Source organism: Sphaerisporangium corydalis (assembly GCF_025506355.1).
Classification (GTDB): domain Bacteria; phylum Actinomycetota; class Actinomycetes; order Streptosporangiales; family Streptosporangiaceae; genus Sphaerisporangium; species Sphaerisporangium corydalis.
Genome location: NZ_JANZYP010000031.1, coordinates 39,984 through 58,047 on the forward strand (window position 1 = coordinate 39,984; position 18,064 = coordinate 58,047).

15 protein-coding genes are annotated in these 18,064 nt (G+C 72.9%); 8 read left to right on the forward strand and 7 right to left on the reverse strand.

Annotated features, from left to right (window positions below; translation table 11 throughout):
* The first annotated feature begins 147 nt into the window (after positions 1-147).
* Complete coding sequence (locus NYZ98_RS21450; protein WP_262844629.1) at positions 148-1,392, forward strand: ROK family transcriptional regulator; 1,245 nt, start codon at positions 148-150, stop codon at positions 1,390-1,392.
* 13 nt (positions 1,393-1,405) lie between these two features.
* On the opposite strand, the gene NYZ98_RS21455 is transcribed toward NYZ98_RS21450, so the two are convergent.
* Positions 1,406-2,128, reverse strand: a complete 723-nt coding sequence (locus NYZ98_RS21455; RefSeq protein ID WP_262844630.1) for a DUF2470 domain-containing protein — start codon at positions 2,126-2,128, stop codon at positions 1,406-1,408.
* 94 nt (positions 2,129-2,222) lie between these two features.
* On the opposite strand from NYZ98_RS21455, the gene rpsD reads away from it, so the two are divergent.
* Positions 2,223-2,837 carry a 30S ribosomal protein S4 gene (rpsD, locus tag NYZ98_RS21460; RefSeq protein WP_262844631.1) on the forward strand — a complete coding sequence of 205 codons (615 nt, stop codon included), beginning with the start codon at positions 2,223-2,225 and terminating at the stop codon, positions 2,835-2,837.
* On the opposite strand, the gene NYZ98_RS21465 is transcribed toward rpsD, so the two are convergent.
* On the reverse strand, positions 2,825-4,162 hold the full coding sequence (locus NYZ98_RS21465) for a low temperature requirement protein A (protein WP_262844632.1): 1,338 nt from the start codon (positions 4,160-4,162) through the stop codon (positions 2,825-2,827). The two genes, rpsD and NYZ98_RS21465, sit on opposite strands and share 13 nt — an antisense overlap.
* 399 nt (positions 4,163-4,561) lie before the next feature.
* Between NYZ98_RS21465 and NYZ98_RS21470 the strand changes: the two genes are divergently transcribed.
* The 4 genes from NYZ98_RS21470 to NYZ98_RS21485 all read left to right on the forward strand — a co-directional run bounded on the left by NYZ98_RS21470 (position 4,562) and on the right by NYZ98_RS21485 (position 8,887).
* A complete protein-coding gene (locus NYZ98_RS21470; RefSeq protein ID WP_262844633.1) occupies positions 4,562-5,467 on the forward strand; it encodes an ATP-binding cassette domain-containing protein in 906 nt (301 codons plus the stop codon).
* Positions 5,468-5,553: 86 nt separating this feature from the next.
* Complete coding sequence (locus tag NYZ98_RS21475) at positions 5,554-6,384, forward strand: hypothetical protein (RefSeq protein ID WP_262844634.1); 831 nt, start codon at positions 5,554-5,556, stop codon at positions 6,382-6,384.
* Between the two features lie 77 nt (positions 6,385-6,461).
* A complete protein-coding gene (locus NYZ98_RS21480) occupies positions 6,462-7,178 on the forward strand; it encodes a response regulator transcription factor (protein ID WP_262844635.1) in 717 nt (238 codons plus the stop codon).
* Positions 7,179-7,270: 92 nt separating this feature from the next.
* The gene (locus NYZ98_RS21485; RefSeq protein ID WP_262844636.1) at positions 7,271-8,887 is read left to right on the forward strand and encodes a sensor histidine kinase; all 1,617 of its coding nucleotides are present in this window, start codon (positions 7,271-7,273) and stop codon (positions 8,885-8,887) included.
* Here the strand turns inward: NYZ98_RS21485 and NYZ98_RS21490 are convergent.
* From NYZ98_RS21490 to NYZ98_RS21500, 3 genes are all read right to left on the reverse strand, one after another.
* Positions 8,837-9,406, reverse strand: coding sequence for a nitroreductase/quinone reductase family protein (locus NYZ98_RS21490; protein ID WP_262844637.1), 570 nt, complete (start codon positions 9,404-9,406; stop codon positions 8,837-8,839). The two genes, NYZ98_RS21485 and NYZ98_RS21490, sit on opposite strands and share 51 nt — an antisense overlap.
* 176 nt (positions 9,407-9,582) lie before the next feature.
* A complete protein-coding gene (locus NYZ98_RS21495) occupies positions 9,583-9,810 on the reverse strand; it encodes a hypothetical protein (protein WP_262844638.1) in 228 nt (75 codons plus the stop codon).
* Between the two features lie 74 nt (positions 9,811-9,884).
* The gene (locus tag NYZ98_RS21500) at positions 9,885-11,249 is read right to left on the reverse strand and encodes a S8 family peptidase (protein WP_262844639.1); all 1,365 of its coding nucleotides are present in this window, start codon (positions 11,247-11,249) and stop codon (positions 9,885-9,887) included.
* Between the two features lie 263 nt (positions 11,250-11,512).
* Between NYZ98_RS21500 and NYZ98_RS21505 the strand changes: the two genes are divergently transcribed.
* Positions 11,513-13,555, forward strand: a complete 2,043-nt coding sequence (locus tag NYZ98_RS21505; RefSeq protein ID WP_262844640.1) for a spermine/spermidine synthase domain-containing protein — start codon at positions 11,513-11,515, stop codon at positions 13,553-13,555.
* Positions 13,556-13,603: 48 nt separating this feature from the next.
* On the opposite strand, the gene NYZ98_RS21510 is transcribed toward NYZ98_RS21505, so the two are convergent.
* Entirely contained in the window at positions 13,604-15,166 is a 1,563-nt protein-coding gene (locus NYZ98_RS21510) for an LCP family protein (protein WP_262844641.1), read from the reverse strand.
* A 254-nt stretch (positions 15,167-15,420) separates the two neighbouring features.
* Positions 15,421-16,947, reverse strand: a complete 1,527-nt coding sequence (locus tag NYZ98_RS21515) for a neutral zinc metallopeptidase (RefSeq protein WP_262844642.1) — start codon at positions 16,945-16,947, stop codon at positions 15,421-15,423.
* Between the two features lie 203 nt (positions 16,948-17,150).
* On the opposite strand from NYZ98_RS21515, the gene NYZ98_RS21520 reads away from it, so the two are divergent.
* Complete coding sequence (locus tag NYZ98_RS21520) at positions 17,151-18,020, forward strand: LysR family transcriptional regulator (protein ID WP_262844643.1); 870 nt, start codon at positions 17,151-17,153, stop codon at positions 18,018-18,020.
* The last annotated feature ends 44 nt before the right edge of the window (positions 18,021-18,064 follow it).

Here is an 18,064-nt window from a genome sequence, read left to right on the forward strand (position 1 = left end):
CAGGCACGGAAAGCTCCGTAGATCTACCAACGGGAGGACAGAACGGACAGTAGCCCGATCTTTGGTCGCGCACAACCACAGTTCTGCCATTTGAGATGAGGAACTTAGGAACTTTGGATTACAAAAGAGGTGTGGTTGACTTGGCCGATGGGTCGACGATCAGCCTCCGCGCTCGCCAGTAGCGGTGAGGTCCTGCAGCTCATCCGCACGGGCGAGGCGGTCACCCGTGCCGACATCGGCCGGGTGACCGGCCTGTCCCGGCCCGCCGTTGCGCTGCGGGTGGCCGGGCTGCTCGACCTCGGCCTGGTCGTCGAGGACACCGAAGGACCCTCGACCGGCGGGCGGCCCCCCGCCCGGCTGGCCTTCAACGCCGCGGGGGGCGTGGTGCTGGTCGGCTCGCTCGGCGCCAGCCGCACCCAGATCGCCATGTGCGACCTCGCCGGCACCGAACTGGCCCGCACCGACCTGGAGATCGACGTCGAACGCGGCCCTGACGTGGTGCTGCCGCTGCTGATGGACACCTGGGCCGACCTGCTGGGCGGCCGGCCGATGTCGGCGGTGCGCGGCGCCGGCCTCGGCGTGCCGGCGACCGTCGAGTTCGCGGCCGGGCGCACCGAAAGCGCCCGGGTGATGGCGAGCTGGACCGGCGTGACGATCCCGCCGCTCATCGCCGCCCGCTACCCCGTGCCCGTCTTCGTGGACAACGACGTCAACGTCATCGCGATGGGCGAGTACCGCGCGGCGTACGCGCGGGAGGTCTCCGACCTGCTGTTCGTCAAGGTCTCGACCCGCATCGGCGCCGGGGTGATCGCCGGCGGCGAGATCCTGCGCGGGGCGCTCGGCGCCGCAGGGGAGCTCGGGCACATCCCCGTGCGCGACGGCGGGGGGGTGCTGTGCCGGTGCGGCAACATCGACTGCGTCGACTCGGTGGCGAGCGGCACCGCCATCCTGCGCGACCTGCGGGCCCGGGGGCGCGAGGTCCACTCCCTGCACGACGTCGTGACGCTGGTACGCGCGGGCGACGCCGAGACGATGACCGTCGTGCGCAGGGCCGGGCGGCTGCTCGGGGAGGTGGTCGCCAGCGCGGTCAACCTGCTCAACCCGGCCGTGGTGGTCCTCGGGGGCGACGTCGCCGAGCACTTCCAGCCGCTGGTCTCCGGGGTGCGCGAGGTGGTCTACCGCCGCTCGACGGCGCTGTCCACCCGCAGCCTGCGCATCGAGCGCAGCCGGCTCGGCGCGGGCGCCGGCATCACCGGCTGCGCGCTCATGGTGATCGACCACGTCCTGGCGCCCGACGCGGTGGACGCCACCATCGACGGGACCCCGGTCGCCGTCCCGAGCGAGCACCCCCGGCCGGCACGGCCCCGCCGTCCGCTCGCGTCGGCGGGCTGACCGCCGCGCCCGGTCAGTGGGCGCAGATCAGGCAGGCCAGCGCCCGTTCCAGGGCCTCGGGGCCGTCGACCGGGGCGGACCAGGGGACGCGGATGAGGGTCGGGTCCTCGATGCCCGAGCGCACGGTGGCGCCGTAGCGGTCGAGCTCCCACAGCCACACGTCCGGCGCCGGCCCGCCCAGCATCTTCCGCACGGCCTGCCGGAGCTGGTCGCGGTGGGACTCGTTCACGTGGTGCAGGATGCGCTCGGCGGCGTCCAGGAACGGGTCGGGCCCGGCGCCCAGGTACTCCTCGGCGTCCAGCATCCCCGACTCCTGCCCGGTCAGGTAGATCACGTACCCGACGTCGACCCGGAACAGGCGCGGTCCGGCCGGGTCGCCCTCGACGGCCGCGAAGAGGGACTCGTCCGGGCACCGGCCGGCCACCGCCACCGCCGCGTCCCGGGCCTCGGCGGCCGGCACGGCCTGCGCCCAGCCCTGCACCTTCAGCAGGCCGCGCGGGTGCTCGACGCCGCCGAGCGTGCGGGAGGCCGCGAGGTCGACGGTGACCACCACGTCGTCGGAGGCGGGCAAGGCGTGCAGGGGCTCACCCGGCTTGACCAGCAGGAGCGGCCGCCCGGTCGCGTCGACCCCGCCGCGCGCCCGGTGGGCCGACCCGTCGAGCGACACATGGGTGGGGAAAGAGGCGATGGCGAGGCTGCGGATGCGCTCGGAGATGGGGGGGACAGTCACGTGCATGGCGTTGGCTCCTCGCTGTCGCGCGTTCGCGTCACACGATAAGTTAAGGTTAGGCTGCCCTTACTAAGGATAACCTAACCACAGCGAGGTCATCGTGCGCTACACCGGCCCGAAAGTGCGCCTGTCCAGGCGTGCGGGCGTCCCCCTCACCCGCAAGGCCGTCCGCTACTTCGAACAGCGGCCCTACCCGCCCGGTGAGCACGGCCGCAAGACCAACCGCCGCGCCACCGGCGACTACGGGGTGCGGCTCATGGAGAAGCAGAAGCTGCGCTGGTACTACGACATCTCCGAGAGGCAGATGAGGAGATACTGGACGCTCGCCCTGCGCCGGCCCGGCCGCTCGGGCGCCGAGCTGGTGTCGCTGCTGGAGAGCCGCCTGGCCTCGCTGGTGCTCCGCTCCGGGCTCGCCGCGTCCATCTACGCCGCCCGCCAGTACGTCACCCACGGCCACATCACCGTCGACGGCCGCAAGGTCGACATCCCCAGCTATCTCGTACGGCCCGGCCAGACGGTCGCCGTGCGGGCCAGGTCACGCTCGATGCAGCCGTTCGTGGCCGCGGCCGAGGGCACCTACGCCGACGAGGTCACCGCCGCCTACCTCGACGTCGACCTCTCCGAGCTGAGGTTCACGCTGGTCAGCAGGCCCGAGCGCCGTCAGATCTCCGTGCCGGTCGACGAGCAGCTCGTCGTCGAGCACTACTCGCGCTGAACCTCCCGGGCGTCGCCGGCGACGCCCGCCTCGTCCTCCCCGTCCTCCCCGCCTTCGCGCGGGGAGGCGGGGCGGCCCGGCGGCGGCGGCGGGTCCCGGCGCGCGCCCAGCTCGGCGCCGGCCAGGGTGGCGATCATGACCAGGGCGGTCAGCTCCAGCGGCACCGGGGTGAACGTCGCCAGCGCCACCAGCGCCGCGCCCGCCAGGTAGCTCGCGCTGACGGCGCCGGCGGGGCGGTGCGGCCTGATGTGCACCGCCCAGACGCTGACCAGGAACGCGGCCACCGGCACCGTGAGCGCCCCCCGGACGGCGAGCGCGTCGAAGTGCCCGGCCGCGCCGTCCTTGACGTCGACCACCGCCGCGAGCCCCGCGCCGAACGCGGCGATCGAGGAGAACACGAAGAAGTGGCCGTACCCCCAGCCGAAGGCGCGGGCGGCGCCGCGCAGGAAGCCGTGGGCCGGCCGCGAGTTGTACAGCCACCACATGACGCAGACGATCACGAACCCGCAGGCCGAGACCACGATCAGGTCCACGCCCGGAGTGCCCGCCGCCATGCCCGACCGCACCGCGACCGTCGAGGCCAGCACCGCCTCGCCCAGCATGATCATCGCGAAGAGCATGTGGCGCTCGCCGATGTGCCCCGGATGCCACGGCGTCGGCCGGCCGCGCTCCGCCCACCACGGGACGGCCAGCTCGGCCGCGCATAGGGCGGCGAACGCGACCCAGGCCCACACGCCGGGGATGGCGGCCCTGGGCATCCACAGGAGCTGGACCACGGTGACGCCGCCCGCGAAACGCAGCGCGGTCGCGCGGGTCATCGGGTTGGACGCCGCCGCGCGCAGCCACTGCGCGACCATGGCGAACCGCATGACCGCGTAGCCCACCACCACCAGGCGGTAGTCGCCCGAGAACGCGTCGGACACCCCGGCGGCCAGGATCAGGGCGCCGAACATCTGGACGAACGTGACGAGCCTGAAGATCACGTCGTCGTTGTCGAAGGCGCTGGCGAACCAGGTCCAGTTCATCCACGCCCACCAGATGGCGAAGTACACCGCCACGAAGCTCAGCAGGCCGGTCAGCGCGTGACCCTCGATGATCGCGTGGTGCAGGCTCGACGCCGCCTGGGCCACCGCGACCACGAAGACCAGGTCGAACAGCAGCTCCAGCGGGGTCGAGGCCCGGTGCGGCTCTGAGGGGTCGCGCGCGGGCATCAGGGCGAACCGGCGGGCCGGCCCGGCGATCCGGCCGCCCGCCGGACGGCTTTCCGTCGCCGCCGGACGGCTCTCCGCCGTCGCCGGGCGGCGCGGCGGGCCGGGGTCGGTCACGGTGAACTCCGGGTGTCTGGGCTGGTTCCGGTCGCGCCTCACGGCGGGCGGGGCCGAAGCCCGGCCACCGGCGGCTCCCGATCCTACCGACCCCCGTCCGCCGTGCTCACGGGGTCGTCCCGTTCCTGGGAATGGCCTGAGAGACGGTGCCGGCGCACGGCGCGGGCGGGCCGGTCGGCGGTGCCGGGGGACGGCCGGCCGGCGCGGCGGGGCCGGAGGCTCACAGAGATCTCCCAGAAGCTCCCCGGAGCCCTCCAGCCGGGCGCGCCAGTCTCTCCCGCATGAGATCGGTTCACGCCCGCTGGGGCGACGGCGCGACGTCCGCGCCCGCAGAGAGCACTGTGAGATGTCCGCTTCGGGAGTGGGAACGATGACGGGCCCCTGCCCGGAGGAGGGACGATGATCGAGGTGCGGGGCCTGCGCAAGCGCTTCGGCCCGGTACTGGCGGTGGACGACCTGACCTTCGACGTCAGGCCAGGGACGGTGACCGGCTTCCTCGGCCCGAACGGCGCCGGCAAGACCACCACGATGCGCATGATCCTCGGGCTCGACGCGCCGACGGGCGGCACCGCGACCGTGCTCGGCGCCCCGTACGGCCGCATCCCGGCGCCGATGCGCGCCGTCGGCGCGCTGCTGGACGCCGGCGCGGTCCACCCGAGGCGTACCGCACGCGACCACCTGCTGTGCCTGGCCAGGAGCAACGCCCTGCCACGGCGGCGCGTCGAGGAGGTGCTCGGCCTGGCCGGGCTGACGGCGGTGGCCGGTCGCCGCGCGGGGACGTTCTCGCTCGGCATGAGCCAGCGCCTCGGCATCGCCGCCGCCCTGCTCGGCGACCCCGGGGTGCTCATCTTCGACGAGCCCGTGAACGGCCTGGACCCCGAGGGGATCGTCTGGATCCGCACGCTGATGCGCGACCTGGCCGCCGAGGGCCGCACCGTGCTGGTGTCCAGCCACCTGATGGCCGAGATGGCGCTCACCGCCGGCCACCTGATCGTGGTCGGGCGCGGCCGGCTGATCGCCGACACTGCCATCGACGCCTTCGTCCGGCCGGGCGAGGTGCTGGTCCGCACCCCCGACGCGGCGGTGCTCGCCCCCGCGCTCACCGCCGCCGGCGCCCGCGTGCGGGCCGGCGAGGGGGGACTGGTCGTGGGCGGCATGGCCACCGAGGAGGTCGGGCGGCTGGCGGCGGCCGAGGGGGCCGTCCTGTACGAGCTGACGGCGCTGCGGGCGTCGCTGGAGGAGGCGTTCATGGAGCTGACACGCGAGAGCGTCGAGTACGGCGTGCTGGACGGGGCGGCCCGATGACCACCACCGGACGGGGCGGCCCGGTGACGAACGCCGGGCGGGGTGGCCCGGTGACGGCCGCTGGACGGGGTGGTTCAGGGACCGCCGTGACGAGCCGGTCCGCCGCCAGGGCGCGCGGCGCGCGGGCGCCGGGGGAGCGGCCCGGGTTCGGCGACGTGCTGTGGTCGGAGTGGACCAAGGTGCGGACGCTGCGGTCCACCTGGTACACCCTGGTCGCCATCGTGGCGGTCGCCGCGCTGTTCGGTGCGATGTTCGCCGGCGGCGGGGCCCGGGAGTACGCGGAGATGACGGCGGCGGAACGGGCGGGCTTCGACCCGTTCGCGAGCGTGTTCCGCGCCCTGCTGTTCGTGGAGGTCCTCGTGGGCTACCTGGGCCTGCGTGCGGTCACCGTCGAGTACGGCACCGGCACGATGCCGGTCAGCGTGACGGCCGTACCGGGGCGGGGCAGGCTGCTCGCGGCCAAGGGCGTGGTGTGCGCGGGGATGGCGCTGACCGCCGGGTGGCTCGCGGGCCTGGCGGTCTACCTCACCGGCCGGCTGGTGCTGGTGGCGCAGGACGCGCCGGTCTACGCGCTCGGTCAGCCCGGTGTGGTGCGCGCCCTCGTCGGCGTCGGGCTGGTCATGGCCACGATGAGCCTGCTCGGGCTGGCGGCAGGGCTGCTGGTCCGCACCACGGCGGGGGCGCTGACGATCGTGGTCATGATCGTGCTGCTGATCCCGGCCCTGTCACCGCTCTTCCCGGAGTGGCCGGCGAGGTTCGTGCTGACGTACTGGCCGACGATGGCGGGCGGCAGGCTGGCCGCCCCGAGGATCGATCCCGACGTCCTCGCGCCGTGGACGGGATATGCCCTGTTCTGCGGATACGTGGCGGTGTTCCTGCTCGGCACGTACGCGATGTTCCGCCGGCGGGACGCCTGACGCGCGCCACGCCTGGCGGGCCGCCGGGGTCGTAATGTCGTGAATGTGGTGATGAGGCGCGAGCGAGGAGCAGCGGGATGGAACCGGACGGGCAGGTCACGGGGGCCGCGCGCCCAGGGGAGCGGCTGCTGGTCGTGGACGACGAGCCCACCGTCCGCGAGCTGTTGTCGGCCACCCTGCGCTTCGCCGGCTTCACCGTCACCTCGGCCGCGACCGGCGCCGGGGCCCTGGACGCCGCCCGCGTCCAGCGCCCCGACCTGGTGCTCCTCGACGTGATGCTGCCCGACCTGGACGGGTTCCAGGTCGTGCGGCGGCTGCGCGACCTCACCAGCCCACCGGTCCCGGTCCTGTTCCTCACCGCACGCGACTCGCCGAAGGACAAGGTGACCGGGCTGACCCTCGGCGGGGACGACTACGTGACCAAGCCGTTCGACCTGGAGGAGCTGATCGCCCGCATCCGCGCCATCCTGCGCCGCACGGGGTCACCGGACGCGCACACCCTGGTCGTCGGCGACCTGGAGGTGGACCCCGAGGGCCACCAGGTGACGCGGGCTGGCGGCCCGGTGCGGCTCTCGCCCACCGAGTTCCGCCTGCTGCGCTACCTCACGGTCAACGCCGGGCGGGTGGTGTCGAAGGCGCAGATCCTCGACCACGTGTGGCAGTACGACTTCGCGGGCGACTCCAGCATCGTCGACACCTACGTCAGCTACCTGCGCCGCAAGCTCGACGCGTCCGGGCCGAGGCTCATCCACACCGTCCACGGCGTCGGCTACGTCCTGCGCAGGCCCCGGTGACGCCTACCGGCTCCCGCCCTCCGGGCGCCACCGGGGACGCGTCCCGGTCCGAGCGGCGCGCCCGGCGGGCGGCGTCCCTGCCGGGAGTGCGAGTGCGGCGGGGGATCGCCCGGCTTCGGGGACGTGTGCGCGGCGCGGTCCGGGGGCCGTCCGGGTGGCGTCCGGCGAGGATGTCGCTGCGGGCCCGGTTGCTGCTGATCACCAGCGCGTTGCTGGCGGCCGGGTCGCTGCTCAGCGGCTCGGTCCTGGTTGGCGTGCTGCGGACCAGTTTGACCGACCGGGTCGACCAGCAGCTCCGGGCCCTCGGCGGGCTGGCCCGCATCCTCCCGCTCGACGTCCCGGCACAGAGCCCGGCCGGGATAGCGCCAGGACGGGTATCGTCGGCGGACCTCGACCTGGTCACCGACCTGTACGTCGCGTTCCTGGCCGCCGACGGCACGATCGTGCGCGAGACCCGCCTGCCCGCCCCGTCCTCCTCCGCCCCGTCGGGTACCCCGTCCCCATCCGCTGCCCCGGGATCGTCCGGCGCTCCGGGGTCGTCCGGTGCCGCGGGAGCGGGCGGGCCGGAGCCGCCGGTGCTCGACGCGGACGCGGTCGCCCGGCGGGACCCGCGTCCCTTCGACGCCGAGAGCGCCAACGGCGCGCGACAGTGGCGGGTGCTCGCCCTGTCCCGCTCCCCGATCCTCGCCGGCCGGGACGACGGGCGGGTGACCGGCGTGGTCGTGGCCGCCTCCCTCGACGCGGTGAAAGCGACGGTCGGACGGCTGCGTGCCGCCATCGTGGTGACGGGCGCGGCCCTGCTCGTCCTGCTCACGCTGGCCGGATGGTTCGCCATCAGCGCCGGGCTCCGCCCGCTGCGCCGCATCGAGGACACCGCGGCTGCCATCGCCTCGGGCGAGATGTCCCGCCGCGTTCCGCACGTCCAGGGCCAGAACACCGAGGTCGGGCGCCTGTCGGCCTCGCTCAACGGCATGCTCGGCCAGATCGAGCGGGCCTTCGAGGCGCGGGCCGAGTCCGAGGCGCGGCTGCGGCGGTTCGTCGCCGACGTCTCCCACGAGCTGCGCACCCCGCTGTTCGGGATCAAGGGGTTCTCCGAGCTCTACCGCATGGGCGGCCTCGCCGACGCCGGGCCCGCGATGGCCCGCATCGAGAGCGAGTCCGGCCGCCTGGCCCGCCTGGTGGAGGACCTGTTGCTGCTCGCCCGCCTGGACGAGGGCGGCGACGCGCTCCCGCTCGACCTGGCGCCGATGGACCTGCGCACCCTCGCCGCCGACGCCCGCCTGGACCTGCGCGCCCTCGCCCCCGACCGGCCCGTGGAGCTGACCGGCCCGTACGGCGGCCCGCCCGCCTCGGGGCCGGTACTGGGCGACGAGGCGCGGCTGCGCCAGGTGGTGAGCAACCTGGTCGGCAACGTGGTGGCGCACACCCCCGCCGGGACGCCCGTACGGATCGGGGTGGGGACGGCGGGCGGCGAGGCGGTCCTGGTGGTCGAGGACGCCGGGCCCGGCCTGACGGACGAGCAGGCGGGCCGGGCGTTCGACCGGTTCTACCGCGCCGACGCCTCACGGAGCAGGGAGGACGGCGGGGGCGCGGGCCTCGGGCTGGCCATCGCCTGGTCGCTGGTGGCCGCGCACGGCGGGCGGGTCGAACTCCGCACCTCACCCGGGCACGGCGCCGCCTTCTCCCTGGTCTTCCCCGCCGTCACCTGAGCCGGGGCGCGGGGTGAGGCGGAAGACGCGCAGCTCACGGCCGGAGCGTTCGGTGTAGCCGTCGTACACCGGCCAGTGGCGGTTGAGGGCCTCCCAGGCCCGCTCGCGGTCGGTGCCCTCCAGCAGGCGGCCGGTCACCGGGGTGACGCGTCCCCGGAAGGTGATCGTGGCCGCCGGGTTCCTGATCAGGTTGCCGCTCCAGGCGGGGTGCCGGTCCTTGCCGAAGTTGCTGCCGGCCACCAGGAACGTGCCGCCCGCCTCGGGCAGGCAGGCGAGAGGGCTCTGGCGGGCCTGCCCGGTCGTGGCGCCGGTGGTGGTGAGCAGCAGGTGGGGGATCATCTGGTCGCCCATCAGCACGCGCCCGCCGGTGAGCCGGTTCAGGAGGCGGTCGGCGGGCGGGACGATCGCGGGGGCCACCATGGCGAAGCCCCGGGTGGTGGAGAGCCACTGGAAGAAGGGGCGGAGCGCGACGCTGACGCGCCTCCTGACTCCGCCGCCGGACGGCTGCTGCTCGACCATGGCGACCTCGTGTCCTGTTCCGGCTCCCTCGGGCCCGGCAAGATTATTGCCCAGCAAGCGCTAGGTCAAAGGACGGCTCGCCGCGAACGCCAGGGGCCCGCGCCGGTGGATGGCAACAGGGCTCGACGCGCCACAGGGCTCGACGCGCCACAGGGCTCGACGCGCCGAGGGGCGCGTCAGCGGAGCGGGCCGTGGGGTTCGATGTGCGGGTCGGAGAACGGGCCGGCGTCCGGGCCCACGCGCGCGCCGGCATCGTCGGTGACGCGCAGCACGTACAGCCCCTGGTCGGGGTCGATGGGCACCAGGCCGTACGCCATGTCCACCTCGTCCTCGGTGAGACCGAGCCGGAGCATGGCCTCGCCGAGGGTCGCCGTGGGCGGGAGCCGTACCGTGACCAGGACCATGTCCCTCACGCTACGCGTCCCCGGATCCGGACACGCCGCGCGCCGCAGGACCGGATCCGGACAGGCCGGCCGCCTCAGCATGCGTCCCGCCTGGCGCGGCGCTCCAGGACCCGCAGGATCGCCGCCGGGTCGACGACGCCGTACCCGTAGTCGTAGTCGAAGCCGACGTCGCTGCGGTCCTCGGCGGTGCGGTTGATCAGACTGCGGAGCGCGCTCGGCGGAAGCTCCGAGGCCGGCCACCGGGTGCGGATCGCGGCGACGAGCCCGGCGGCCACCGGGCAGGCCGCCGAGGTGCCGGAGTCCGGCTGGTCGTCGCCGAACGCCTTCGAGCCGGCGAAATGGGTGTAGGTGCAGATGTCGGGTTTGCGCTCGCTCAGCCGGCCCGGGCCCTGCGAGGAGTACCCGACCCGCTCGCCGTTGGTGTCGATCCCGCCGACGGACAGCACCTGCGGGTGGGAGTTGGCGCCACCGATCGGGCGGCTCGGGTAGGCGCACCGCCGGTCCTTGCATTGGGTGCCGCAGTTGCCCGCCGCGAACAGGATGTCGGCGCCCGCGTGCTCCAGGCTGCCCACGATGATGTTGAACGGGTGGGCCGCGTTGTCGGAGTAGTTGCCGGGCTGCCCGGGGTCGAAGTCCCACAGCGGCGAGAACGACCCCCAGCTGTTGCTGACCACCAGCGCCCGGGTCGCGGCCGGCTGCGCGTCCAGGACGGTGCGCAGGTGGGCGAACGCGGCCACCGCGTCGGACAGCAGCCCGTCGATGCCCCCGTCGCCCTGCCGCCGCGACAGCAGCACCGGGATGTCGAGCAGCGTCGCCTCCGGGGCGGCGATGAGCGTGTCGAAGGCGCACATCGTGCCGTGGTCGACGTCGAACCGCCCGGGCTCACCGGTCACGCCGCCGGGGCTCCAGGAGCGGTCGCGGTCGATCGCGCACTCCCTGCCCATCTGGCGGGCGACATGGGCGGCGTTGATGCCGGTGTCGCAGATCGCGAGGGCGACGCCCGAGCCGTCGCAGCCCTCCGACAGCAGCGTGCCGGTGCCGAGCAGGCGGGCGACGTCCCGCCAGGTGCCGACCGGGGGAGTGCCGCCGCAGGTCAGGCTGGTCTCGATGACGGGATCGGCGTACACGCCGACCACGTTGGGGTCGTGGCCGGGGAGCAGCGCCATGCGCTCGCCGCGCTCGTCGTCGGAGATCTCACCGCGCACCAGGACCGACGCCTCGCCCGGCGCCAGGGAGAAGACCAGCGGCTGGCGCATCGACAGCGGATCGGCGCCGTCGGTGGCCGGCCGGGCACGGGGGAGGGCCACGGGGGTGAACGAATGGTCCAGGGCGACCCCGGGAAGCCCGTCGGTGACGTCGGCGGTGGTCGCCGTGAGATCGGGCGCGGCCACCGCGGCGACGACGTCGGGGGAGGGACGGAGCTGGATCAGGACGCGCATGGGGGGACCACCTTGGATGCGAAGCCGGAACGGCACCACATTCGTGCATCGGCCGCACCCCGTCTACCAGCAGAAATGTCGTGTAGCTCGGCAATAGACCGCGAAATCGGGCGAACCGCCGACAGGTTTTTTCGCCACGCGGCGCCCGGATGCGCTCTCCCACCGGCCTTTCGGGAAGGGTGACGGCCCTGTCGGGCACCCCGTCAAGATGTGGTCGCGCGTAAGCCTTCCGCCGGACGCGGCGGATGACTACCTTTTGAGGAATGATCGCCGAGGTAGACAGCCCCTCTCGTCCTGATTCCGGTGGGGGGCTCCGGCTCCCCGTTCGCCCCAGGCTGGTGGTGGCCAGCGCCTTCATGCTCTTCCTCGAGCTGGCGCTGATCCGGTGGACCGGTTCCAACATCGTCCACCTCAGCTACTTCACGAACTTCGTGCTGCTGGGCTCGTTCCTCGGCATCGGCCTCGGGTTCCTGCGCGTCGGGCGCACCACCCGGCAGCCGTACTACTCGCCGATCGTCCTCGCCGCGCTCGTGCTGATCGTGCTGTTCTTCCCGGTGACGGTGAACCGCGAGACCGAGGGCGTCCTGTACTTCACCAGCCTGTCCACCAGCGGGCCGCCCGCGTGGGCCATCCTGCCGGTGATCTTCTGCGCGGCGGCGCTGGTCCTGATGGGCCCGGCGGAGCTGGTCGGCAGGTGTTTCCCCGAGCTGCCGAGGCTGGAGGCCTACCGGTACGACCTCATCGGCAGCCTCACCGGCATCGCGATGTTCTCGCTGCTGTCGCTCGCCGGCGCGCCGCCGGTCGCCTGGGGCCTGATCGCCGCCTGCGCGTACGGCCTGCTGCTCCAGCCCCGCTCGCTGGCCCGCTACGTGGTCCTCGTCGCGCTGCCGTCGCTGGTGGTCGTCGGCGCCCTCACGATGGAGACGATCAGCGCGGGCGCGCTGTGGTCCCCGTACTACAAGGTGACCTACAAGCGGTACGACTTCAGCGGCGTCCCGATCATGGACATCTCGGTGAACGGCATCCCGCACCAGCAGGCGATCCCCGCCGTCAACCGGCTCCAGTGGGAGCGCCAGTACGCCCTGCCGTACGAGCGGGCCGCGTCGGCGGGCGACCTCGGCAACGTGCTCATCGTCGGCGCCGGCAGCGGCACCGACGTGGCCATCGCCCTGTCCAAGGGCGCCAGGCACGTCGACGCGGTGGAGATCGACCCCAAGCTGCGGGAGCTCGGCGCCACCTTCCACCCCGACCGGCCCTACAGCGACCCCCGCGTCACCACCCACATCACCGACGGCCGGGCGTTCCTTGAGCGCACCGACGACAAGTACGACCTCATCCTGTTCGCCCTGCCGGACTCGCTCACCCTGGTGTCGGGGGCCAGCTCGCTGCGCCTGGAGAGCTACCTGTTCACCGAGCAGGCCATGCGCGCCGCGCACGACCACCTCAAGCCGGGCGGCGCGTTCTCGATGTACAACTACTACCGCGAACAGTGGCTGGTCGACCGGCTCGCCTCGACGGCGCAGGCCGCGTTCGGCCACAAGCCGTGCGTCGACGAGGTCGGCTCGGGGCAGCAGGCCGTGATCACCGCGGGCATCACCGAGGACGCGCAGCGCTGCGCCTCGGTGTGGTCTGGCGCCAAGGCCGACACGCCGCCCCCCGCGCAGGACGACCGCCCGTTCCTCTACCTCCACGGGCGCGACATCCCGTCCATCTACCTCATCGCGCTCGGGCTGATCCTCCTGGTCAGCGTCGTGTCGGTCCGCGCGGTCGCCGGGCCGTTCCGCAAGATGCGCCCCTACGCCGACCTGTTCCTGCTCGGGGTGTCGTTCCTGCTGCTGGAGACCAAGAACGTCACCGGCTTCGCGCTGCTGTTCGGCACGACCTGGATCGTCAACGCCATCGTGTTCGCGGGCGTGCTCGTGGCGGTGCTGGCCGCGGTGGAGGTGACACGGCGCTTCCGCATGCCGTCCCTGCCGATCATGTACGCCATCCTGCTGGGCGGCCTGGTGCTGGCCGCCCTGGTGCCCAACTCCTGGCTGCTCGGGCTGCCCCTGCCGCTGCGCGCCGTCTGCGCGGTGGTCGTCGCCTTCCTGCCCATCTTCGCCGCCAACGTGGTCTTCGCCAAACGCTTCGCCGACACCGCCGACGCCACCGTCGCCTTCGGCGCCAACCTCCTCGGCGCCATCCTCGGCGGCTGCCTCGAGTACCTCTCCCTCGTCATCGGCTACGAGGGCCTCCTCGTCGTAGCCGGCCTCCTCTACCTAGGCGCCTTCGCCCTCCTCCCCCGCAAATCCCCAGCCATATAGCCCGCCGTACGCCGCCACCCATCACCCCCGGAAAGCGGGGGTGGTGGGTCAGAGGCCGCAGGATTCGGCGAGGGATTTGGCGGCGGGTTTGGTGGGGCGGTTGGGGGTGGGGGTTTGGAGGGCGGTGGGGGTTTTGGGGGTGGTGGCGGCGGTGGGGAGGCCGCCTGAGCCGGAGGGGGTCGCGCCGGGGCTGGCGGTCACGCCGGCGGCCAGGGCACTCCTGGTGGTGCGCTCGGAGTCCCTGAGGGCCTGCGCGGCGAGGCGGCGGATCTTCAGCCAGTCCGCGGAGCCCGGCCAGATGGTGGGCGGCACGAACTGCAGGCTGGTCGTCTTGGCGTCCTTGACCTTCAGGGCCAGCGGCACCAGGTGCTCCAGCAGGTCGCGCGGGATGTCGGTGCGGAACATGTGCCGGGTCGCGCTGGCGATCTTGCCGAAGTTGGCCAGGACCGTGCTGGGCGTGGCCTGGTCGAGCAGGGCGCCCATCACGCAGCGCTGACGCGACATGCGGGAGAAGTCATCGCTGTCGACGCGGGAGCGCCCGTACCAGAGCACGTGCTCGCCGTCGAGCTTGTGGTAGCCGGCCTTGATGGTGCCGGCCGTGCCGAAGTGACCGCCCCACTTGACATCGCGCTCGACACGGATTCTGAGGCCGCCGATCGCGTCGATGAGCGCCGCGAAGCCGTACATGTCGACGATCGCGTAGTAGTCGACCTTCAGGCCCAGGGTGTAGCCGATGGCGGACTTGAGCTCGTGGGGTCCCTTGCCCTTGCCGAGGTGGTCCTCGGAGTACTGCCAGACCTCGTTGAGCAGGCCCTGGCCGGAGTCGCCGGTGAACCCGTTGGGGAACTTCGCCGCCAGCGGGTCGCCCTTGGGGAACCGGACGAACTGCAGGTTGCGCGGCAGCCCGAACATGACGGCGTTGCCGGTCCTGACGTCGACGCTGGCCACGGTCATGCTGTCGGTCCGCACGCCCGTGCGGTCGCCGGCCGCGTCACCGCCGATGAGCAGGAAGTTGACCCGGCGCCGGCCGTTCCACGGGTCCTCCTGCTTGACCGGGGCGGCCGTCGTGCCCGGCTCCGGGTCGCTCGGGAAGATCGAGTTGATGGTCTCCTGGGCCGTCAGCACGCTGCTCGCCGTCAGGGCGAACGGTCCCATGATGCCGACGCACAGGATGCCGACCACGACGCCTGACACGATCTGGCCGGTCTGGGGCAGCCGGTCGGGGCGCAGGGCGACGTAGGAGGTGATGACCAGGGCGAACCACGCGAGCGCGCCGACGGCCGCCGCGATGGTCACTCCCACGAGGAAGCCGTTGGTGGCGGCGAGCCCCACGTTGGAGCGCAGGACGAGCGCGAGGACGACGCCGCAGACGATGACGGCGCCGAAGACGCCGAGCAGGATGAACCCGCCACGCCGCCGGCCCGCCCGTAAGTGGGCGGCGCCTGGGACCAGTGCGGACAGAGTCGTCCACCCGATCACCGAGGCCGTGGTGGGGGCCTTGGCGAAGCGGGGCGGGGCGGGGGCGGTCTTCGGCCGCGGAGCGGGTCTCTCCGATTCCCCCGGGCCGTCTCCGGCTGCCTCCCCCACGGTCTGGCCCAGAGGCGTGGTCACAAGCGCTCCCTCATGACTGTCGGAATCCAGCCGCCAACCAGGAGAAACCCATCCTCAGCCCCCTCGCGGTTCACGGATTTCCAGGATTCTAGCCCCCATACATGGACATCACCGACGCAAACCCAATATTGAGGAATCGGACGGTAACAAGTCTCCTAACATTCCGCCCCAGTTGACAAGGGGTGCCGGCCGTTCGCGGGCGGACGGGCCGGGCGCCGTCCACCCGTGATCACCAGGGCGGGAACGTCCGTCCGCTAGGAGGTGCTGGAGGCGGGCGCCAGCCAGGTGTTGCACTGGTAGGCCTTCTGCCGCTCGTATCCCTGCCGGAACCACCGCCCGCTGTTGGGCGGGCTGCCGTGGTCGCGCGGGTACTGGGGCCAGTCGCCCACGTTGGAGAAGAAGTAGTACAGGTTGCCGCGACGGGCCGGCGGGATCGGGTAGCTGGCGGCCACCGACCTCATCCACATCCCGCTGAAGCAGTTGGCCTGCAGTTCGTACTTGCGGCTCAGCGCGAGCTTCCCGCTCGACGACCGCGAGGCCAGCGTCTTGCCCCACCAGGAGTTGGCCAGCCCCGAGAGCTGCTGGACGTGGTGGCCATACTCGTGGGCCATCATGGCGATGATCGCGCCGTGCCAGCTCGACAGGCTGCCGTACCCGCGCGCGTTGCCCTTGCCCCGGGAGAGCGCCGAGGTCGAGGCGTAGATCGTGGTGTTGCGGGGGCAGTAGTAGGGCACGATGGAGCCCCGCTGCGGGAAGTCGCCGCACGCGCCGCGCCCGCCCCGCGCCGTGATCGCGTACCCCGGCTGGGAGAAGGCGATGCCGACCCGGCGCAGCGCCGGGGCCCACGTCCGGCTCATGCACTGCCCGGTCTTGAGGATCAGCGCCTTCAGCTGGGCGTCGTTGTAGATGTTCGTCGCGCTCGCCCGGCAGGGCAGGCGCGGCAGCGTCCCCGCCTTGTAGACCGTGTTCCCGGTCAGGGTCCTGTTCAGCGCCGGCCGGGTCGTGGTCGTCTGGTTGCTCGTGTCGGCCCGCGTGGTCGTGGTCGTGTCCGGCGTCCGCGAGGTCTGGGGCGCCGTGGAGGTCGTGGTCTCCGGTCCGGAGGAGTAGGTGGGCAGCGGGGGCGGCGTGTTCGGTTCGTAGCTCGGCGGCTGGTACGTCGGGATCGCCACGGGCGACACCGGGTCGGAGTGCTTGGCACTGCGCAGCGCCGCCGAGCCGACGATCAGCAGGACGAACACGGCGGCGAGCACCCCGAGGATCCCGCCGATCACCGCGCCGGCCCCCGACTTGCGCTTCGGGGGCCGCCAGTTCGGGGCCAGGTGCCCCGGCGGCCCGTACGTCCCCGGCGGCCCGCCCCAGCCGGGCCCGGGCGGCGGGTAGGGCGCGGGCGCCTGGCCGCCCGGCGGCGGCGGGGCCGGGTACGGCTGCCCCTGCGGGGGCCGTCCCGGGGCCTGCGAGGGCGGGTACGGCTGCCGGTAGGGCTGCCCCGGCCCCTGTTGCGGCGCGTACGGCTGCGGAGCGCCCTGCGGCGGGTACGGCTGCGCGGGGCCCTGTCCTGGATACGGGTTGGCGGGGCCCTGTCCCGGGTAGGGCTGACGTCCGGGCGGCGGGTTGCCCTGGGGCGGGTAGCCCGGGGGCGGCTGCTGCGGTCCCCGGGGCGGGTACGGTGGCGCGGCGGACGGTAAGGGACCGTTATTACCGGGATCCTGCGGCGGCGGATAGGGGTGGCGTCCCCCCGGCGGAGGCGGCGGCGGTGGAAGATTCCGTCCGTTGGTAGCCATAACGTGCGCCCCCTTCCCGGCCCCAAAAGGCCGAGCCGTGCTCCCCAGTCACAAGATCCACATTGTTCACCATTTTGGGCAGAACTGTACTCATTTCTCTGTAGTCACTGAAGTAGCCGTATATGGTTACATTCTGAAATCATCCAAGGTGATCTCTGCGATGTTCCGGAATCGCCGCACCCGTCTGCCCTAGCTTCGATCCCATGAATCTGCAGCAGCTCCGTTATGTGGTCGCCACTGCGGAGCACCGCACCATGACCGACGCGGCCAGATCCCTGTACATCGCGCAGCCCGCGCTCTCCCGCGCGATCCGCGATCTGGAACGCGAACTCGGCATGACCCTCTTCGCCCGTTCGGGCAGGGGAGTGGTCGTGACGGCGCAGGGACGCCGCGTGGTGAAACTCGCCAAGGAAGCGCTCGACGCCGTCCACGAGATCGAGGCGCTCGCCACGCACACCCACACGGGTGCGACCGAGCTGCGCATCGCCTCGCCCCCGACCCTGGAGCCCGGCCTGGCCGGCCGCCTGCTGCCCGCGTACGTCTCCGAGCATCCGGGGGTGCGCGTGCAGATCGTCCGGTGCGACGGCCGCGACGGGGTCGTGAACGCCATCAGGGAGCAGCGCGCCGATCTCGGGCTGACCGACCTGCCGGTGCCCGCCGACCTGGTCAGTCACCCGCTGGAGCGCCAGGAGATCGTGCTGATCTCGCCCCTCGGCCTCGACCTCCCCGAGTCGATCCCGATGATCCGCCTGAACGGCATGCGGCTCGTCCTGCCGATGCCGGGAAGCGCGCGCCGCCGGGAGTTCGACCAGCTCTTCGCCACCTACGGCGTGCGGCCCGTCGTGGCCGCAGAGACCGACGAGCGCGGCGGCTGGCTGAACACGATCCGGGCCGCCTCGGCGTCCCTGCTCGGTTACCGGGGGATGGCCGACCAGGCCGTCAAGGCCGGGCTGGTGGTCCGCTCCCTCGACCCACCGCTGCGCCGGATCATCGCGCTCGTGCACGCGCGCAAGCGACTACCGGGAATGGCGCAGGATTTCCTGACCGTGGCCGAGAGCAAATCAGCGGTCTGAGCCGTTTTGGAGCGTTCCCGTAGCTTGGGAGCATCTGTCCAACG